Origin of the sequence: Microvirga massiliensis (genome assembly GCF_001006805.1) — a bacterium.
Taxonomy (GTDB): Bacteria; Pseudomonadota; Alphaproteobacteria; order Rhizobiales; family Beijerinckiaceae; genus Microvirga; species Microvirga massiliensis.
This window is the reverse complement of sequence record NZ_LN811364.1, coordinates 63,639-77,243: the sequence shown is the minus strand read 5'-3', so window position 1 is coordinate 77,243 and position 13,605 is coordinate 63,639. Positions and strand designations below refer to the sequence as shown.

At 62.5% G+C, this 13,605-nt stretch carries 10 protein-coding genes and 1 pseudogene; 4 read left to right on the top strand and 7 right to left on the bottom strand.

Going from position 1 to position 13,605, the window contains the following annotated elements:
- The first annotated feature begins 658 nt into the window (after positions 1–658).
- Positions 659–1,021: a DUF5681 domain-containing protein gene (locus BN1233_RS48785; protein ID WP_063776779.1), complete on the top strand. Its 363-nt coding sequence runs from the start codon at positions 659–661 to the stop codon at positions 1,019–1,021.
- A 495-nt stretch (positions 1,022–1,516) separates the two neighbouring features.
- Here the strand turns inward: BN1233_RS48785 and BN1233_RS48780 are convergent, their stop codons facing one another.
- The 4 genes from BN1233_RS48780 to BN1233_RS34000 all read right to left on the bottom strand — a co-directional run bounded on the left by BN1233_RS48780 (position 1,517) and on the right by BN1233_RS34000 (position 5,896).
- Entirely contained in the window at positions 1,517–2,875 is a 1,359-nt protein-coding gene (locus BN1233_RS48780; protein WP_063776780.1) for a YfjI family protein, read from the bottom strand.
- A gap of 854 nt (positions 2,876–3,729) precedes the next feature.
- Entirely contained in the window at positions 3,730–4,062 is a 333-nt protein-coding gene (locus BN1233_RS34010) for a hypothetical protein (protein WP_046868214.1), read from the bottom strand.
- A gap of 68 nt (positions 4,063–4,130) precedes the next feature.
- Positions 4,131–4,379: a hypothetical protein gene (locus BN1233_RS34005; protein WP_046868082.1), complete on the bottom strand. Its 249-nt coding sequence runs from the start codon at positions 4,377–4,379 to the stop codon at positions 4,131–4,133.
- Between the two features lie 338 nt (positions 4,380–4,717).
- On the bottom strand, positions 4,718–5,896 hold the full coding sequence (locus tag BN1233_RS34000; protein ID WP_046868081.1) for a tyrosine-type recombinase/integrase: 1,179 nt from the start codon (positions 5,894–5,896) through the stop codon (positions 4,718–4,720).
- 622 nt (positions 5,897–6,518) lie between these two features.
- Here BN1233_RS34000 and BN1233_RS33995 point away from each other — a divergent pair.
- Positions 6,519–7,175, top strand: coding sequence for a carbonic anhydrase family protein (locus BN1233_RS33995; protein WP_244471086.1), 657 nt, complete (start codon positions 6,519–6,521; stop codon positions 7,173–7,175).
- A 25-nt stretch (positions 7,176–7,200) separates the two neighbouring features.
- Here the strand turns inward: BN1233_RS33995 and BN1233_RS33990 are convergent, their stop codons facing one another.
- Positions 7,201–7,743, bottom strand: coding sequence for a YqhA family protein (locus BN1233_RS33990; RefSeq protein ID WP_046868080.1), 543 nt, complete (start codon positions 7,741–7,743; stop codon positions 7,201–7,203).
- 840 nt (positions 7,744–8,583) lie between these two features.
- Positions 8,584–9,915: a prolyl oligopeptidase family serine peptidase gene (locus BN1233_RS33985; protein WP_244471085.1), complete on the bottom strand. Its 1,332-nt coding sequence runs from the start codon at positions 9,913–9,915 to the stop codon at positions 8,584–8,586.
- A gap of 225 nt (positions 9,916–10,140) precedes the next feature.
- On the opposite strand from BN1233_RS33985, the gene BN1233_RS33980 reads away from it, so the two are divergent.
- Positions 10,141–11,757 carry an amidohydrolase gene (locus BN1233_RS33980; RefSeq protein WP_187144440.1) on the top strand — a complete coding sequence of 539 codons (1,617 nt, stop codon included), beginning with the start codon at positions 10,141–10,143 and terminating at the stop codon, positions 11,755–11,757.
- A 291-nt stretch (positions 11,758–12,048) separates the two neighbouring features.
- Here the strand turns inward: BN1233_RS33980 and BN1233_RS50170 are convergent.
- Positions 12,049–12,776 (bottom strand): annotated as a pseudogene (locus BN1233_RS50170) (IS630 family transposase); the annotation flags it as partial.
- A gap of 322 nt (positions 12,777–13,098) precedes the next feature.
- Between BN1233_RS50170 and BN1233_RS33970 the strand changes: the two are divergent.
- Positions 13,099–13,605 (top strand): porin (locus BN1233_RS33970; RefSeq protein WP_046868079.1); only part of this gene is annotated, 507 nt, incomplete at its 3' end.

Genomic DNA, 13,605 nt, shown 5'->3' with positions numbered 1-13,605 from the left:
GGGTCGCCAATCCGTGGGAAGGCTGAGGTCGGTCTGGTCCGCAGGACGTCAGGCTACTGCCTCAGAGTTGCCCGCTGCCTTTGAAGGGCCCGCACCGACCGTAACTGCGATGCGGGCTTCTATGCGCTTTAGGTTACGCGTGATGTCGAGCCGGAAGGCGCTTACCTCACCCGTTTGGATTGCCGGTCCGCATATGGCCGAAATGGCATTGGGTGCTGGATCCGCTCTCAAGCGCCGAGCAGGTAGCTCACCTTTGACATGGAGCTGGCCCGGCCAGCTAGGCTGACCTGAAACGGGTTGAGATGCGCGTTCCACCGAGTCAGCCATCTCGCCGGCAGGCGTGCGCTCGTCGGCTAAGTGTAACGGCCGCGGCGATTATGTTCGAGACTGCGCAATGTCAGGTCCTGGCTCATTGCAGACGCTGGAGGTGCATCCGGGGGTAACTGCTATCGAGCTCCAAGCCGACGTCCCATGTGAATTTCGGGTCATGCTCCAAATTGCCGCCACTTCCCTCGAGAGCCCATTGTGGGCTCTTTGCAAGTCCTTGCGTGCTTGCCTCCTCGACAAGCGGTCCATGGTGCTCAGCGCTCGTATCGTGAATCCCCCGACCGCTCCTCTGCGTTGACCTGAGGCAATCCTGCTAACAGGAGGGTATCAGATGTCGGCGCGTAGAGGCCTCTGGCAACCCGGTCAGAGTGGCAATCCCAAGGGGCGGCCTTCGATCAAGGGGGAGGTCGAGACGCTCGCGCGCACTTACACCGCCGAGGCGCTCGAGACCCTAGCCGACCTGATGCGGAACAGCGCGTCGGACAATGTGCGCGCCGCTGCCGCGAATGCTCTCCTGAACCGCGGATGGGGCCTGCCGCGGCAGGCCATCGACGGGTCTCTCGCGCTGAAACCTCCTGAGCTAAAGCCGGTCGAGCAGATGTCGCTCGCGGAGATCAGTGCCGAACTCGCAATGCTCAAAGGGCAACGCCGACTTCCTGCATCGGAAACTGTATATGAAGCGGAGGGAGAGTGACCGGACCGCGCGATGTCGCGTCTATCGGTTGATGGGATGCCGTTCCCAGCCGCTCCTGTTGCATTCTAGGCCGACTGCTTGGCCAGTCGCTGGGGTTCCCACTGGTTGATGCATAAGGCTCTCCTTGGGCCTCAGCGTCGTCCACCGTAGGGCAGCCGGCAGTGGCGTTGGTGTTTTCGCACGTTTGCGCACCTTCAAAACCCTCGAAAGTAATCTTGCACCTCTCGGACGCGATGTGATCATCGCACCCGGATTCCTCTAGAAGTAGCTTTTGAGAGTTTTGAAGGTTCCTTCCATGGCCATGTAAGGAGTGCGAGACGCTCTTTTGGATGACGCTTGCGTGGTTCCAAGCCGAGACAGCAGCAACTGACGCGTCGAGGCTTCCCACTGTCTCGGACCAGGGAGCCAGTCCCGTCGCACCTCTAAAACCTCGAAAGTGACTTCTGGCGGTTTTGAAGGTTCGTGCGACACGCAAACGTTTGACGCGCCGACCCGTCACCGCAGCGTGAGTGGGTTGATGTGGTAGATCACCTTGGGTCGGCCGCCTGTCTTCAACTCCTCATCACTCAACCAATCGAGATCAACCAGCAGGTTCAGCCCTGCCTGCACCTGTTTGTGGTCCGAAAGATTCGACCAGTCGCGCTGATAGATGTCCCGGGCGGTAAACCCGTCGGTGAGATCGCCCTTGCGAATACGGTCGAGGATTGCCTTGGCAGGCGCAACGTCGTTGTGCAATCCAGCCGCATAAGCGCGACGGGCATGACTCTCGAGGTAATCAGCGAATTTGAGCGCGCGGCTTGTCGCGGTCTGACTTACAGGCCCGGCGCCGAAGTCTGCCAGGTGGTTGATCAGAGCCAAACCGGGGACCAGCTTCCGGTATTTCGACAGGTGGCTCTCCAGGGCTGGATGAAGGTCACCTGCTCGCAATCTGTGCTCCAGGGCTTCACGCCAGGCGGTGAACTCCTCCAGGGCGGGTTGATCAAAGCGGAGAAAGTAGCCGCGTCCGTAAGGGTCGGGTTCGGCTGAGGTGCCCAGCAAGCTCAAGGCACTCAGGCGCTCGAATGTGGTGTTGGCAATCTGACGAGCGTCATAATCCGGAGTGCGATCAACATTCCTCCATTCGCTCGGCTGATCCGGCCAGACCATGAGCCCGAACCTTTGGATGAGACCATCATCGCCTGCGCCACCCTGGCGAGCGCGACCTATATACTCGGCGAGCCGACCAGGCTGAGTTGACCCTAGCATCGAGATGCATACCCCCTCGATATGGAGGTGCCCTCGGATAATGCGGTCGAACGTGTAACCGTCCGTACCATTCCACCCCGTCAGGAAAAATCCTCGAGCGGCGGCATATTCCTCTCGGTCGAGTGTCCTCAGGAGAGCAACCATCTCGTCCCGGAAGGCCAAGACGCCGTTCGGGTTGTTAGCCAGGATGTCACCAAGCGCCTCATAGGTGCAGTCGCTTGCGATGAACCGACGCGCTTGAGGCTCTTCGGGTTCCTCTCCCGGCAGCAGGTCTGACAAATCAGCGTTAGGCGAGCCTTTGAGCTTCTGCTGTGCGGCGGATTTCGCCGCTTTTTGGCGAAGCCGATACTCTGCGAGACTCTTCTTGTAAGCGCTGAGTGCAGCCTGATTCTCCTCCCGCGCCTTGGCCTCCAAGCGCCTGAGCGGCGCGAGGGCCTCATTCATGGCCGGCGACTTCATCACCCCTGGTCTTCCAACGATGAGCCCCCACTCATTGGCGATCACCGTCCAATCGGTGTGAGCTTGCGGGCGGATACCTACCTGCCGGCCAATGACGGAGCCGAGACCCGCGACGGCAGACACACCAACAAAATCTGGCGGGCACTGCATCCTCTCGGGATCGAAAGCTGCTACTGGCAGAAGGTCGGACGCCAGTGGTTTCGGCTCGCTCCATGACCGGCTTGACGCTGGTGCTCGGACAGGCGATGGCTGGGTAATGGGCTGTGCCGAAGCAACCCGTGCGGCGATGTCCAAGCCGTCGGGTGCTGGATCAGTCGACGTCCCCCCGTGCAGCAAACCGGCGGAGCGCTCGGTGTGCGTCGAGCATTCACTTCCGATTGGTGGGCACGCCTTACAAATATCAATCAACCTCGTGTGATCTCCACCTGCATCAATCCACTCGGTCACGTCCTTCTTTTTCTCTCCCTGCAAGCTTGGAAGATCCACAATTCGAATCTCACGCGCGATGCCGGAGAGGTTCCGAGCAACGTCATGGGCGTGTGACATGCCCTTTGTGTCGTTGTCCGGTAGGATGAAGATATTCTTTTCTTGGAGCCACTTGTTGAGATCGGGTGTCCATTTCCCCGCTCCCTCGGAGTTCGTTGTGGCCACAAAGCCTAGACGCGTGAGGGTATCGGCGTCTTTCTCACCCTCCACGATGAATACGGTGTCGTGAACCGCTGCCAGGAGTTCGGGCAAGCGATAGGGGAGCTTCGGCCCTTTCGGTTTTCCTCTTGCCCATCCAGCTCCGGTCCAATGAGATTGCCAGAAGTCTTTTCGGTCGGTGCGTTGGATGCGAAGATACGGCGTGCCATCACTCTGCTTGTAGAGATATTCGGCAACAACCTTTGGCCGTGGGCCTGGGATAGCTGGTCTCAGAGGTGGCACACTGGGGTGTGCCAAGCCCAATTCTCTCTCGGTATCAGTTAGCGGCGCAAAAGCCGCTTCAAGGACAGACTGGTCTTTCATTGCCCATCCCCGATTCCGAGCATCCCTACGAGCCGGCTGGCGGCTTCTGCCTGGGACAGATTGAAGAGGTAAGCAGCCAGGCTCACGGGGTCGCCGCCAGTATCGCCGGTGGCGAAGTCGGCCCATCGGCCTGAGCGAAGGTTGATGCGAAAGCTCCCCGGGCGGCGATCGACGCGGGTTGGATTGCGTGCGGTCCACTCCTGACCGAGCGCTCTGCCGTCTGGGAGCCAGCGTCCCAGCAGATAGGGCAGGGCCTCCAGAGCAGCCCTGTTCACCCGGTTGAAATCAATATGGCGCGCGCTCCGGCGGCCTCTGCTGGGCGGCCGCATCCCGCGGCTCGCGCAGGCAGGCTCCGTCCGCCGACTGGTGGCGACGGGTGCTTGCGTTGGCGTCATACCTAGCGGCTCTCGCTCGTGTTGCGCACGCGGCGCTCGTAGAGCCAGGTCAGCAGGTCGCGTCGCAGATAGCGGACGTATTTGCCGTCCTTGATGAAGGGTGGGCCGCCACCGCGGCAGCGGCGCGTCGCAAGAGCTGCTTTGGAGAGGCCGGTGAGGCGCGACGCTTCAACATCGTCGACAGCGGCATCGAGCCATCCAGGATGCTGTTCGGCCAGATCATCCAGGGACGGAATCGCAGAAGTCAGCATGGGCGGAACTCATACGCATTACAGACACACGTGCGCATTGCACGGACACTCAACGCAATCGGAGGCAAGAAGATCCACAAAAAGTAAGTGTTGCCAAAGTGGCAACGATGGGCACCCCAGTATTTGTTGCCAAAGTTGGCAACAGTTACTTTCGTTGACATTGGAAGGCTATGTGCTCGCCGCTCCCAAGAGCCTGCCGGTGGCAACCTAAGGGCTTCGATGCGATCCGCTGCAGGTCAGCACACCGGATAGGAATCCGAGCCGAACAAGCACCATGGACCGCTGCAGTCTCATGCCGCCGGCGGGAAGAGGACTACGCCCACTCGCTGAACGGGGGGCTATGCCGCGCGGGTCGTGAAAGCCTTGCCCACACGACTGGTTGCCTCCCGGAGCGGATCGTCGAGGAGGTGTGTATAGCGCTGGGTGGTGTTGGCCTGGGTATGGCCGAGGAGGGCGCCGATGATCGGGAGCGAGAGCCCGTCACTGGCCAGGATCGAGGCATAGGTGTGGCGCAGGTCATGCAACCGCACGCCGGGCAGGTCGGCCAGGCCCCGGATCTTCTCCCAGGCCTTCTTGATGTCGGTCATGTGCCCGGACGAACCGCCCTTGGCCGGGAAGACATAGCCCGACGGGTGCTCGCCCTCTGCTTGGATCTCGAGCAAGAGTTCAACAGCCACCGGCGAGAGCGGCACCCGGTGAATCCGCTTCTGCTTCGTGTGGCTCGAGGGCTTGGTCCAGGTGCCAGTCTCGAGGTTGAACTGCTCCCAGCGGGCGGAGAGCACCTCGCCCCGGCGTGCACCCGTCAGCGCCAGCAGGCGGATCGCCGCTACCGACCGGCGCGCGATGCTCTTCTGGGCGGCCTGACCGACGTAGGCCTCGGCAGCGTCGTTGAAGCGCTGGATCTCCGCCTGGCTGAGATAGCGCTCACGCCGGTTCTCGTGATTGCGCTGGACGCCATCCACCGGGTTCGAGGTGATCCATCCCCAACCGATCGCGAGATTGAGCATCTTGGAAAGCAGGGCGAGCTTCCGGTTCGCGGCAATGGGGGTGCTGCGCTGGCTGTCCCGGAAGGTCTCGATGTCCCGTCGGGTGATCTCGGCGACGCGCCGCGACCCGAGGGCAGGGCGGATGTCCCGCTCGATCATCCGCCTGTCCTCGCCTCCCGATCGCTTCAGGTGGGCGTGGCTCGCAAGATAGGCATCAACCAGGGCATTGATGGTGGGAGCCTTGGTCCTGTCCTCGCGATCCTGGGCGGGATTGCCGCCGAGCGCGATCCGGGCCTTCCAGATCTTGGCGATCTGTCGGGCCTCGTCGGCCGTAATGTCCCCATGGCGGCCCAGGGTTGGCTTGCGGATCGGCGCCGTCCTCCCGTGGCCGACGCGATACTTGAGGATGTAAGCCTTGGCCCCCGTAGGCGTCACGCGGATCCCGAAGCCGGCGATCTCATCGTCCCAGACAATCTGCTCGCGGTCACTGGGCTTCAAGCTGTCGACGAGACGCTTCGTGATGCGGGGCATGTGGGATAGGCTCTTGGGACCACGGAGGGACCACCATGGTGCAAGAACCTGCAATGCTTCGCAAGCGACCAGAGCTCAAGATGACGCAAAATCAGAAGCTTATGTTGCACATGATTGCGGAGGATGGCTGGACCGCCGGACTCTTAATCAGCGGGTCCAAGGTTCGAGTCCTTGTACACCCACCAATGATCTCAAAGACTTAGCGCCTTGTTCGAGTTGCTGCTCAAAGCTCCAGGTAGCCAATAGGTAGCAACCGCTTCGGTGTCGGGTCCAGTAGACCACCATTGTGTTCGTGGTACCCGGTGCGTACCCGGCAGCTGGCATAAATTCAGCTTCCGCAGATGGTCCAGAAGCAGACCTCCAAGGTAGGCTCTGCAAGAGCTTATTATGACCCGGTGCAGACATTCAGGCGCGCCGCTGTGTTGCGTATCGGTGGCAGTGCCAGCTCTGCGAGATGCGCCTTTGCTGGTCTTCAGACTGGCCGGGCGCTAACCTTCTCAAGGATGACTTACCCGGTCAGGCGAGGATCTACTGCCTGAATGTCCAGGGTGCTCCCAAAGGGAGGTCGAGATGTTGTCACGACGGCACTTTTGCTGCGCCGGAGTCCTGGCCGGCACTTGCGGTGACCCTCGGCCGGGCCTGGGCCGCCGATGAATGCGCGGTGCAGACGCGCGAGCGGCAAGCCGCCCTGAGCCCCGACACCGCCCTGCAAGAGCTCAAGGTCGGCAACGAGCGGTTCCTGTCCCAGAACATGCGCAGCTGCGACCTCCTCGGTCAGGTCAGGGCGACGGCAGGTGGGCAGTTTCCCTTCGCGTTGGTCATCGGCTGCATGGATTCCCGGGTGCCCCCGGAGCTGGTCTTCGATCAGCGCATCGGCGACATCTTCAGCGCGCGCCTAGCCGGCAACGTCGCCGAGGACGACGTTGTCGGCAGTGCCGAGTTCGCGACCAAGCTGGCCGGGGCGAAGCTCATCGTGGTACTGGGCCACAGCGAGTGCGGCGCGGTCAAGGGCGCCATCGATGGCGCGGAGCTCGGAAAGCTCACCCACCTGCTCCAGCGCATCAAGCCGGCAGTCGAGGCCAACCGGAACGCTCCGGGCGAGCACACCTCGACGAACAAGGACTTCGTGCAGCGAGTTGCGACCACGAACGTCAGGTTGGCAGCCCAGAGTCTTCAGAACGAGAGCCAGGTTCTTCGCGATCTGGTTGCGCGGAATGAGCTCAAGATCGTCGCAGCCATGCATGACATTGCCAGCGGGCGCATCACATTCCTGGAATGAGGGTGGCCCGGCAGCGCCAGGACGATCATTCGCCGGACAGGAGCCGGGTTACCTTGGCTGGTTTCCCGGCCCTTTCCGGGACATCTGGATGAACCCCGGAGCGCTTCGTCTCAATGAGGCGCAAGGCTCCCGCAATGAGCAAGATGGCGACCGGCTTCACCAGCATGTCCCAGGAGACCGGTGTCGCGAGCTCGACCACGTCGGTCACGAAGTCGACAACCAGATAGACCAGGATCACCTCGATCAGGGTGATCTTGATTTCGGCGATCCCGTCCACCCGCATCCATTTGGGCAGCCTGGCCCGGGCTCCCTCGGGGAGGTCGACGGCAAAGCCGAACGTGATCGCGTAGGCGAAAACAACCAGCACGAGCCCGAACAGGAACGCGTCGGTGGCTTGCATGACCAGCGCCACAACCGACAGACCGCCTATCTTCTCGGTCAGCGGGGCAAAGCCAAAGGCATGGGCGAGTTTCGCGCCGCCCACCCCGAACATGAGAACTGCTCCGACCGCCGCCCCGAGGGCGGCGACAAGCGTGATCCATCGCAGCGACAGGACAAGGTGAATCATCCGACCACACGGCTCCGCATTGGGCCGCCGCCATGCTGACGCGTCATCTCAACCTACCGATCATAGGCCCGGAATGTAAGCTGGGATCAAGGTGCCGGCTTTGGCGAGTTGCTCCTGGGGTCTGTCTTGATCTGCGTTCAGGATTGCCCTGTTCAGTTCATTCGAGGCCGCACATCCCTCGGACTTCTGTCGGTGCAGGTTACCCTCGCGCCGTCGGTGGGCAGGCGGGCCTCTCCCGCGTTTGACGGCGTGATGGCTTGGCAGCGCTCGCGGCGTGGGCGCGCGAGACGGACGCCGCAGGCGATGAGGCCTCATGCGAGCAGGCGCTCTCGGCTGACGGGTGCTGCACCGACCTAGTCATCTCTTCAGTAAAGGTCAGGAACTGGCACTGAGCAGAAGTAAACCGAATGTCAGGACTTGCAGGGTGGACCTTTCCACGGCAGCGCTTAAGGGCCGTGCCTGAGACCCGGAACGGACCTTCATGAGGTCCGTTCCGGGTCAGGCAGTTGCGGGCGATCCCACCTTGGTCGGGCATCAGCACGACTTCTGCTGAGGAAAAAACGGACGCTCCTAGGGCGGGAAAGGGAACGGCCGAAGTGCGCAAGAGAAAGGGGTAGCTAGTGGTCTGATGGATTCAAATGGTTCCCGGGTAAGCAGGAGCGATCGATGCTCGCGATGAGAGCAGCGATGGAGATCAATGTCGCCACTGCGGGCCGACGCTGTGTGGAGGGAGATCGCGCACGATCGCGATGCTACGCTCAGTTCGAACGTCATACCATCATGCACGGCGGCAAAGTGATGGCCACAAACAATGCTCATTCCCAAGCGTGACAAAACTCGTCACGCAAACACTTCGTCCAACCAATCATAAACCACTGCATTCGACAGCGGTAAGTTGCCGAGTTGGCAGTGGCTGTCCGCCCCTTCGGCCGCCGTGAAGACGCGCTGCGTCACAGATCCACTCACGCCGCGGCTAAAGCTCTCGAACAGATTCATGGCGAGCGAACCCTCACCCTCACCCACCAGGGCAAGGCTCGGACAATGGATGTTCTGAAGAGCATCTCCAATCCGAAACTCGCGCAGACGCTCAAGCCATGCCGCAAGGCTGTCTGCCCCAAAGCGGCGGAGGCCGGCCTTGAGGCTGAGCTTCATGCCGGGCGGCATCTCTTGATCGGGAATACGATCGATCTCCTCCAGGCTCACAGGTGGCGGGTTCGCCGCTATCCCGGCACCAACAAAGCCGACTTCGTAGGCGTACAGGTCCGGGATCGGCGAGTTTGCCACAAGCGCCTTGATGCGAGCATCATGCGCGGCCGTGCGAGGTGCAAAATAGCCGCCCAAGCTGATCCCATAGAGTGCAAGCCGCTGCGGATCGACCTCAGTCCGCGACAGAGCATAGTCGATCATGGCCCCGACCGGCGCCTCGTAATCGGGCCGAAACACCACATCGGGGTGGAAGCGGAGAAAGCCTGTCTGCCCCGGACCTTCAGCCATCAACACGTTCCAGCCACGCTCCAGGGCCGCTTGGCCTGTCTGGAAATACAGCTCCTCGCCCGTTCCATCAAAACCGGTCAGAACGATGACTGTCTTGCGTGGCCGAGCTTCGGCTCCAGTGGACTGCATGAAGTAGCCGGGCAGCCACACGCGCTCGAAGGGGATTTGCAGGACCTCCACCTTCCAGGACATGAGCTTGGCGGCTTCCAGGAAGGTGTCGCGTGACGCCAATCCATGCGCTCGCGAGGTGTCGGTGACCGGATCGTCGTAGTACTCCGCCGCGCGGTAGTACATGCTGGCGCGCTGAAAGTGGTCGCGCGCGCTCACGGGATGCTTCTGCAGCACCGAGCGCGCGACCGAGCGCGTCCGATCCCCCAGAGCCACAAAGGCCGGAGGCCAAGTCCGCGGGTCGTCGTCCCTGATGTCCCGGACGGCTGCAAAGATCTCCCCAACGGCTCCGCCCATGGAGTTTGCGGCGCCGAGGCTGCGGAGCAGCTGGAAGTCCATCTCGGGATCAGCGAAGCCTCGGACCCGAGTTGCGGAACGGGCGACGCGATCCTGGTTCGCTGGATCCGACATGGCGTCTCCTGGAGCAGCACCTGCGATGCCGGCACGTGCCAGCATGAACATGAGACCCGTTGAGACGAGCGCATCGCGCCGCGTCCGTACCTCCCACATGACTGGCCTCCAAGAGCTGGCCGAACCATTCAAGCCGGTAGCCAAGACAGCACCGTGAGATTCGGGTCGGGCTATGGAGCTTCGGCTCTTGTTTCTGCAGGAACACGGCATCAGACTAGCCCTGAATACCTGCCCTGTGAATTGGAATACCTGCCCTGTGAATTGGAATACCTGCCCTGTGAATTGGGGGACGCAACCATGGTCCAGGGGTGGAGCGCAAGGTTGGTGGCAGTACCGTGTCTGACGGTTCTCACTCTGTTGCTTGTCTCCGTGGCGGCAGCCTTTGCGAGTGGGCCGGCCGATGTCGTCCTCCACAACGGCAAGATCTACACAGCCGATCAGTCGCGGTCGGTTCGCCAAGCGATCGCCTTCACGGGTAACACGATCGTCGCCGTGGGCACTGACGCCGAAGTCGCCCCACTGATCGGACCTCGGACGGTGGTCATCGACCTGATGGGTAAGCTGGTGCTTCCAGGGCTGATCGACAATCATATCCACCCGATCATCGGTGCGGTGAACGGGTCAAAATGCAGCCTCGCCCGCATCGAGGCGACCGTCGAGGCAATCCGTCCGGTGATCCAGGCCTGCATCCAGAAACAGCCCGGTGGGCCGAACGACTGGATCGACGTCGTGCAGCTCGATAATTACGGTTTCTCAGCCACCGCAGCCGATCTCGACGCGATCGAAGCGGGGCGGCCGCTTGCCCTCGAGGGCAACGACGGCCACACCGCATGGATCAACAGCCGGGGCCTCGCGATCGTTGGCGCCACCGCGGCAACGCCGGACCCGCCGGGCGGCAAGATCACCCGGGACGCCTCTGGTGCACCGACCGGTGCCTTCTCCGACACCGCTACGTTCCTCGTCGAGGAGAAGATCCCCGCACCGTCGCTTAAGGATCAGGCGGCGCTGACGGCGGCGGTGCTGCGCGGGATGTCGGCCTACGGCATCACCACCCTGATGGACGCCTCCGTCAGGCCCGCAGAGGCGGCGGTGTGGCGCAAGATCTATGAGGACGGCAACCGCCTGATGCGCGTTCGCACCGCGATTTACGTCAGGGATCCTGACGACGACAGCGATGCGGCGGTTGCGACGCTCGTTGCGGCCAGCAAGGCAGGCGATATCGATCCGGACTTTCTGCGGGCCGGCATCGTCAAGGTTCTCGCCGACGGCGTCATGGAAGCCCCGACGCAGACTGCGGCACTGCTCGAGCCCTATTTCGACGCGGAAGGGCGACCGACCGACAAGCTCGGCGACCTCAACTTCGACCCGAAGCGGTTCGCCCGGCTGGTCACGAAGCTCGACGCAGCGGGTCTTGCGGTGCACATCCACGCCATTGGCGATCGAGCGGTGCGGGCCAGCCTCGATGCCGTCGCGGCCGCGCGCAAGGCCAACGGCAATGCCGGTCCCCGGCATCAGATCGCACATCTGCAACTCGTCGATCCCGCCGACTTCCCGCGCTTTGCAGAGCTCGGCGTGATTGCTGACATGCAGCTCGAATGGGCCAAGCGCGAAGCCGCGACCGAGGGGCCGATCGAGCCTTATCTTGGTGCCGACCGCTACCGCTATCTCTATCCGGCCGGGAGTCTGCACGCGGCGGGTGCGGTCATCGCTGGCGGCAGTGATTGGGACGTCTCCACTTACGATCCGTTCCGGGCTATGGAGACCGCCGTCACCCGGGTTGGAGAGAACTCCAGCCGCCCACCGCTCAACATTGAGGAACGCATTCCGCTCACGACGGCGATCGATGCCTACACCATCAATGCGGCCATCGCGCTGGGCCAGGAGGGGACGATCGGCAGCCTTGAAGTCGGGAAGCGCCGATCTTGTCGTCCTCGACCGTGACATCCTGACAGTTGATCCTACGACGATCAGCGACACCGTGGTGCTGGCTATGCGGCTTGATGGACGCCTCGTCCACGAGGCATCACCGCCGGCCCCAGGCAAGGAAACCATTGCCGACTCCAGCGGAACACGCGATGACTGTCCGTGCTCACGTCACTACGGCCGCTTCCCGCTCGCGACGCCGGTGCTTGGCACAGCGGTGACGCCGCCGTGATCAGCGATGGGCACCGGCACGGCTGCGCTTGTTTCCCGTGTCTGATGGCGGCGAGCATGCGCTCGGGATCGGCGGTCGAAGCGAATGAACTCCTGGTGCCGATGGCGCTGTATGCAGCGGCCTAAGACTGTCCCCTCCAACACGTCGAGCGCGGCAAACAGCGTCGTCGTGCCATGGCGTTCGTAGTCGTAGGTCATGGTCGCGGGCGGTCCGGCTTCATCGGCAATCCCGGCTGGGTGCGCTCCAGCGCTTGGATCTGGCTCTTCTCATCCACCGAAAGGACGACGGCGTGGGCGGGCGGATCGACATAGAAGCCCGACCACGTCCTTCAGCTCTCGGCGAGTTGCGGTCGCGGGAGAGTTTGAAGGTGCGAATGCGGTCGAATGCGGTACAGCTCCAGGCCGTGTGCATCCCAGATGCGCTGCACTGAGCGCAAGCTCACGCCGGACGCTCTGGCCGTCATCTGCCCCGTCCAGGGCGTGGCCTCGCCGGGAGGCTCACACAGGGTCAGGTCCAGCACACGCCGGACCATCTCGTCAGGAAGCCTTGGCTTGCCGGGCGGACGGGTTTTGTCGCGCAGGAGTCCTTCCACCCCATGGTGCATGAAGCGCTCCTGCCAGCGCCACTCGCTGGGCTTGGACAGGCCCGAGCGGCGCATGACCTCCACGGTCCCGCACCCATCGGCGGTGGCCTGGATCACCTTGGCTCGGGCGGCATGCTTCTGCGTCGAATTGCGCTTGCAAGCGATCGCCTCCAAGCGACGGCGGTCTTCAGGCGTGATGGTGAATTGGATTCCTGCTCTCATCCCAAAAGCACGGACCGCCACGGCCCATGCAGGAATCCTGCGAATGCGTCAGACCACTAGGTTTCGCGCTGATGTCCCAATCGCCGGCAGGGCCCCTGAGGCCCGTGACCAGCACGACGGTTGGCGATCCGCTGCCGCGGCATTCCAGATACATCTTTCGATCGCCGCCGATGTCGACAAGGCCGGAGAAGTCAGGAGATGCCGCGGCCACCACCAGCGGGGCTGAATTGGCAGGGCTGCACGTGGCGCTTGCTTGACGGCTTCAGCCTGTCTGCTCAAGCATTCGGCATTGCGGACAGTGAACTGTTTCGGAGCTTGCTCGATGGTGGCTCTGCGGGATCTGTTTCTCGGGTGTTCAATAGCCGTGACCAGCGGGGCGCAGGCTGCCGATCTGCCAGTGAAAGGCGCGGAGCCGGTCGAGTATATTCGTGGCTGCTCGGCCTATGGGCCCGGCTTCGTCTACGTCCCGGGCGCTGACAGCTGCCTGCAAATCGACGGCCACGTTCGCGCCGACTACCTTTATGTCGAGCCGTTCACCCGCGCTCAGGACGCGATCGGCTATCGTGCCCGCGGCCGCTTGAACGTGGATTACCGTACCATGACGGAGTACGGCCTGCTGCGCATGTATCTTCGCTACGAAATCGATCGCGACACGGGTGTGTTCGCCGGTGACGGGCAGGTCAGCAACAACGCGCAGGTCGACCAGGCCTTCATCCAGTTCGTCGGCCTCACCGCCGGTCGTGTCGTTTCGTCCTTCTCGGATCCGGACCTGCCGACGACGCACTTCGGCACCCTGCGCTTCGACGACGCGCCGAACGTGAACCTGTTT

Bases quoted from the DNA above. Each gene is read 5' to 3' on its own strand.
- BN1233_RS33985 (WP_244471085.1), bottom strand. From the start codon at position 9,915: ATGTGGGAGGTACGGACGCGGCGCGATGCGCTCGTCTCAACGGGTCTC.
- BN1233_RS34005 (WP_046868082.1), bottom strand. From the start codon at position 4,379: ATGCTGACTTCTGCGATTCCGTCCCTGGATGATCTGGCCGAACAGCAT.
- BN1233_RS48780 (WP_063776780.1), bottom strand. From the start codon at position 2,875: ATGCAGTGCCCGCCAGATTTTGTTGGTGTGTCTGCCGTCGCGGGTCTC.
- BN1233_RS33990 (WP_046868080.1), bottom strand. From the start codon at position 7,743: ATGATTCACCTTGTCCTGTCGCTGCGATGGATCACGCTTGTCGCCGCC.
- BN1233_RS48785 (WP_063776779.1), top strand. From the start codon at position 659: ATGTCGGCGCGTAGAGGCCTCTGGCAACCCGGTCAGAGTGGCAATCCC.
- BN1233_RS34010 (WP_046868214.1), bottom strand. From the start codon at position 4,062: ATGCGGCCGCCCAGCAGAGGCCGCCGGAGCGCGCGCCATATTGATTTC.
- BN1233_RS34000 (WP_046868081.1), bottom strand. From the start codon at position 5,896: ATGCCCCGCATCACGAAGCGTCTCGTCGACAGCTTGAAGCCCAGTGAC.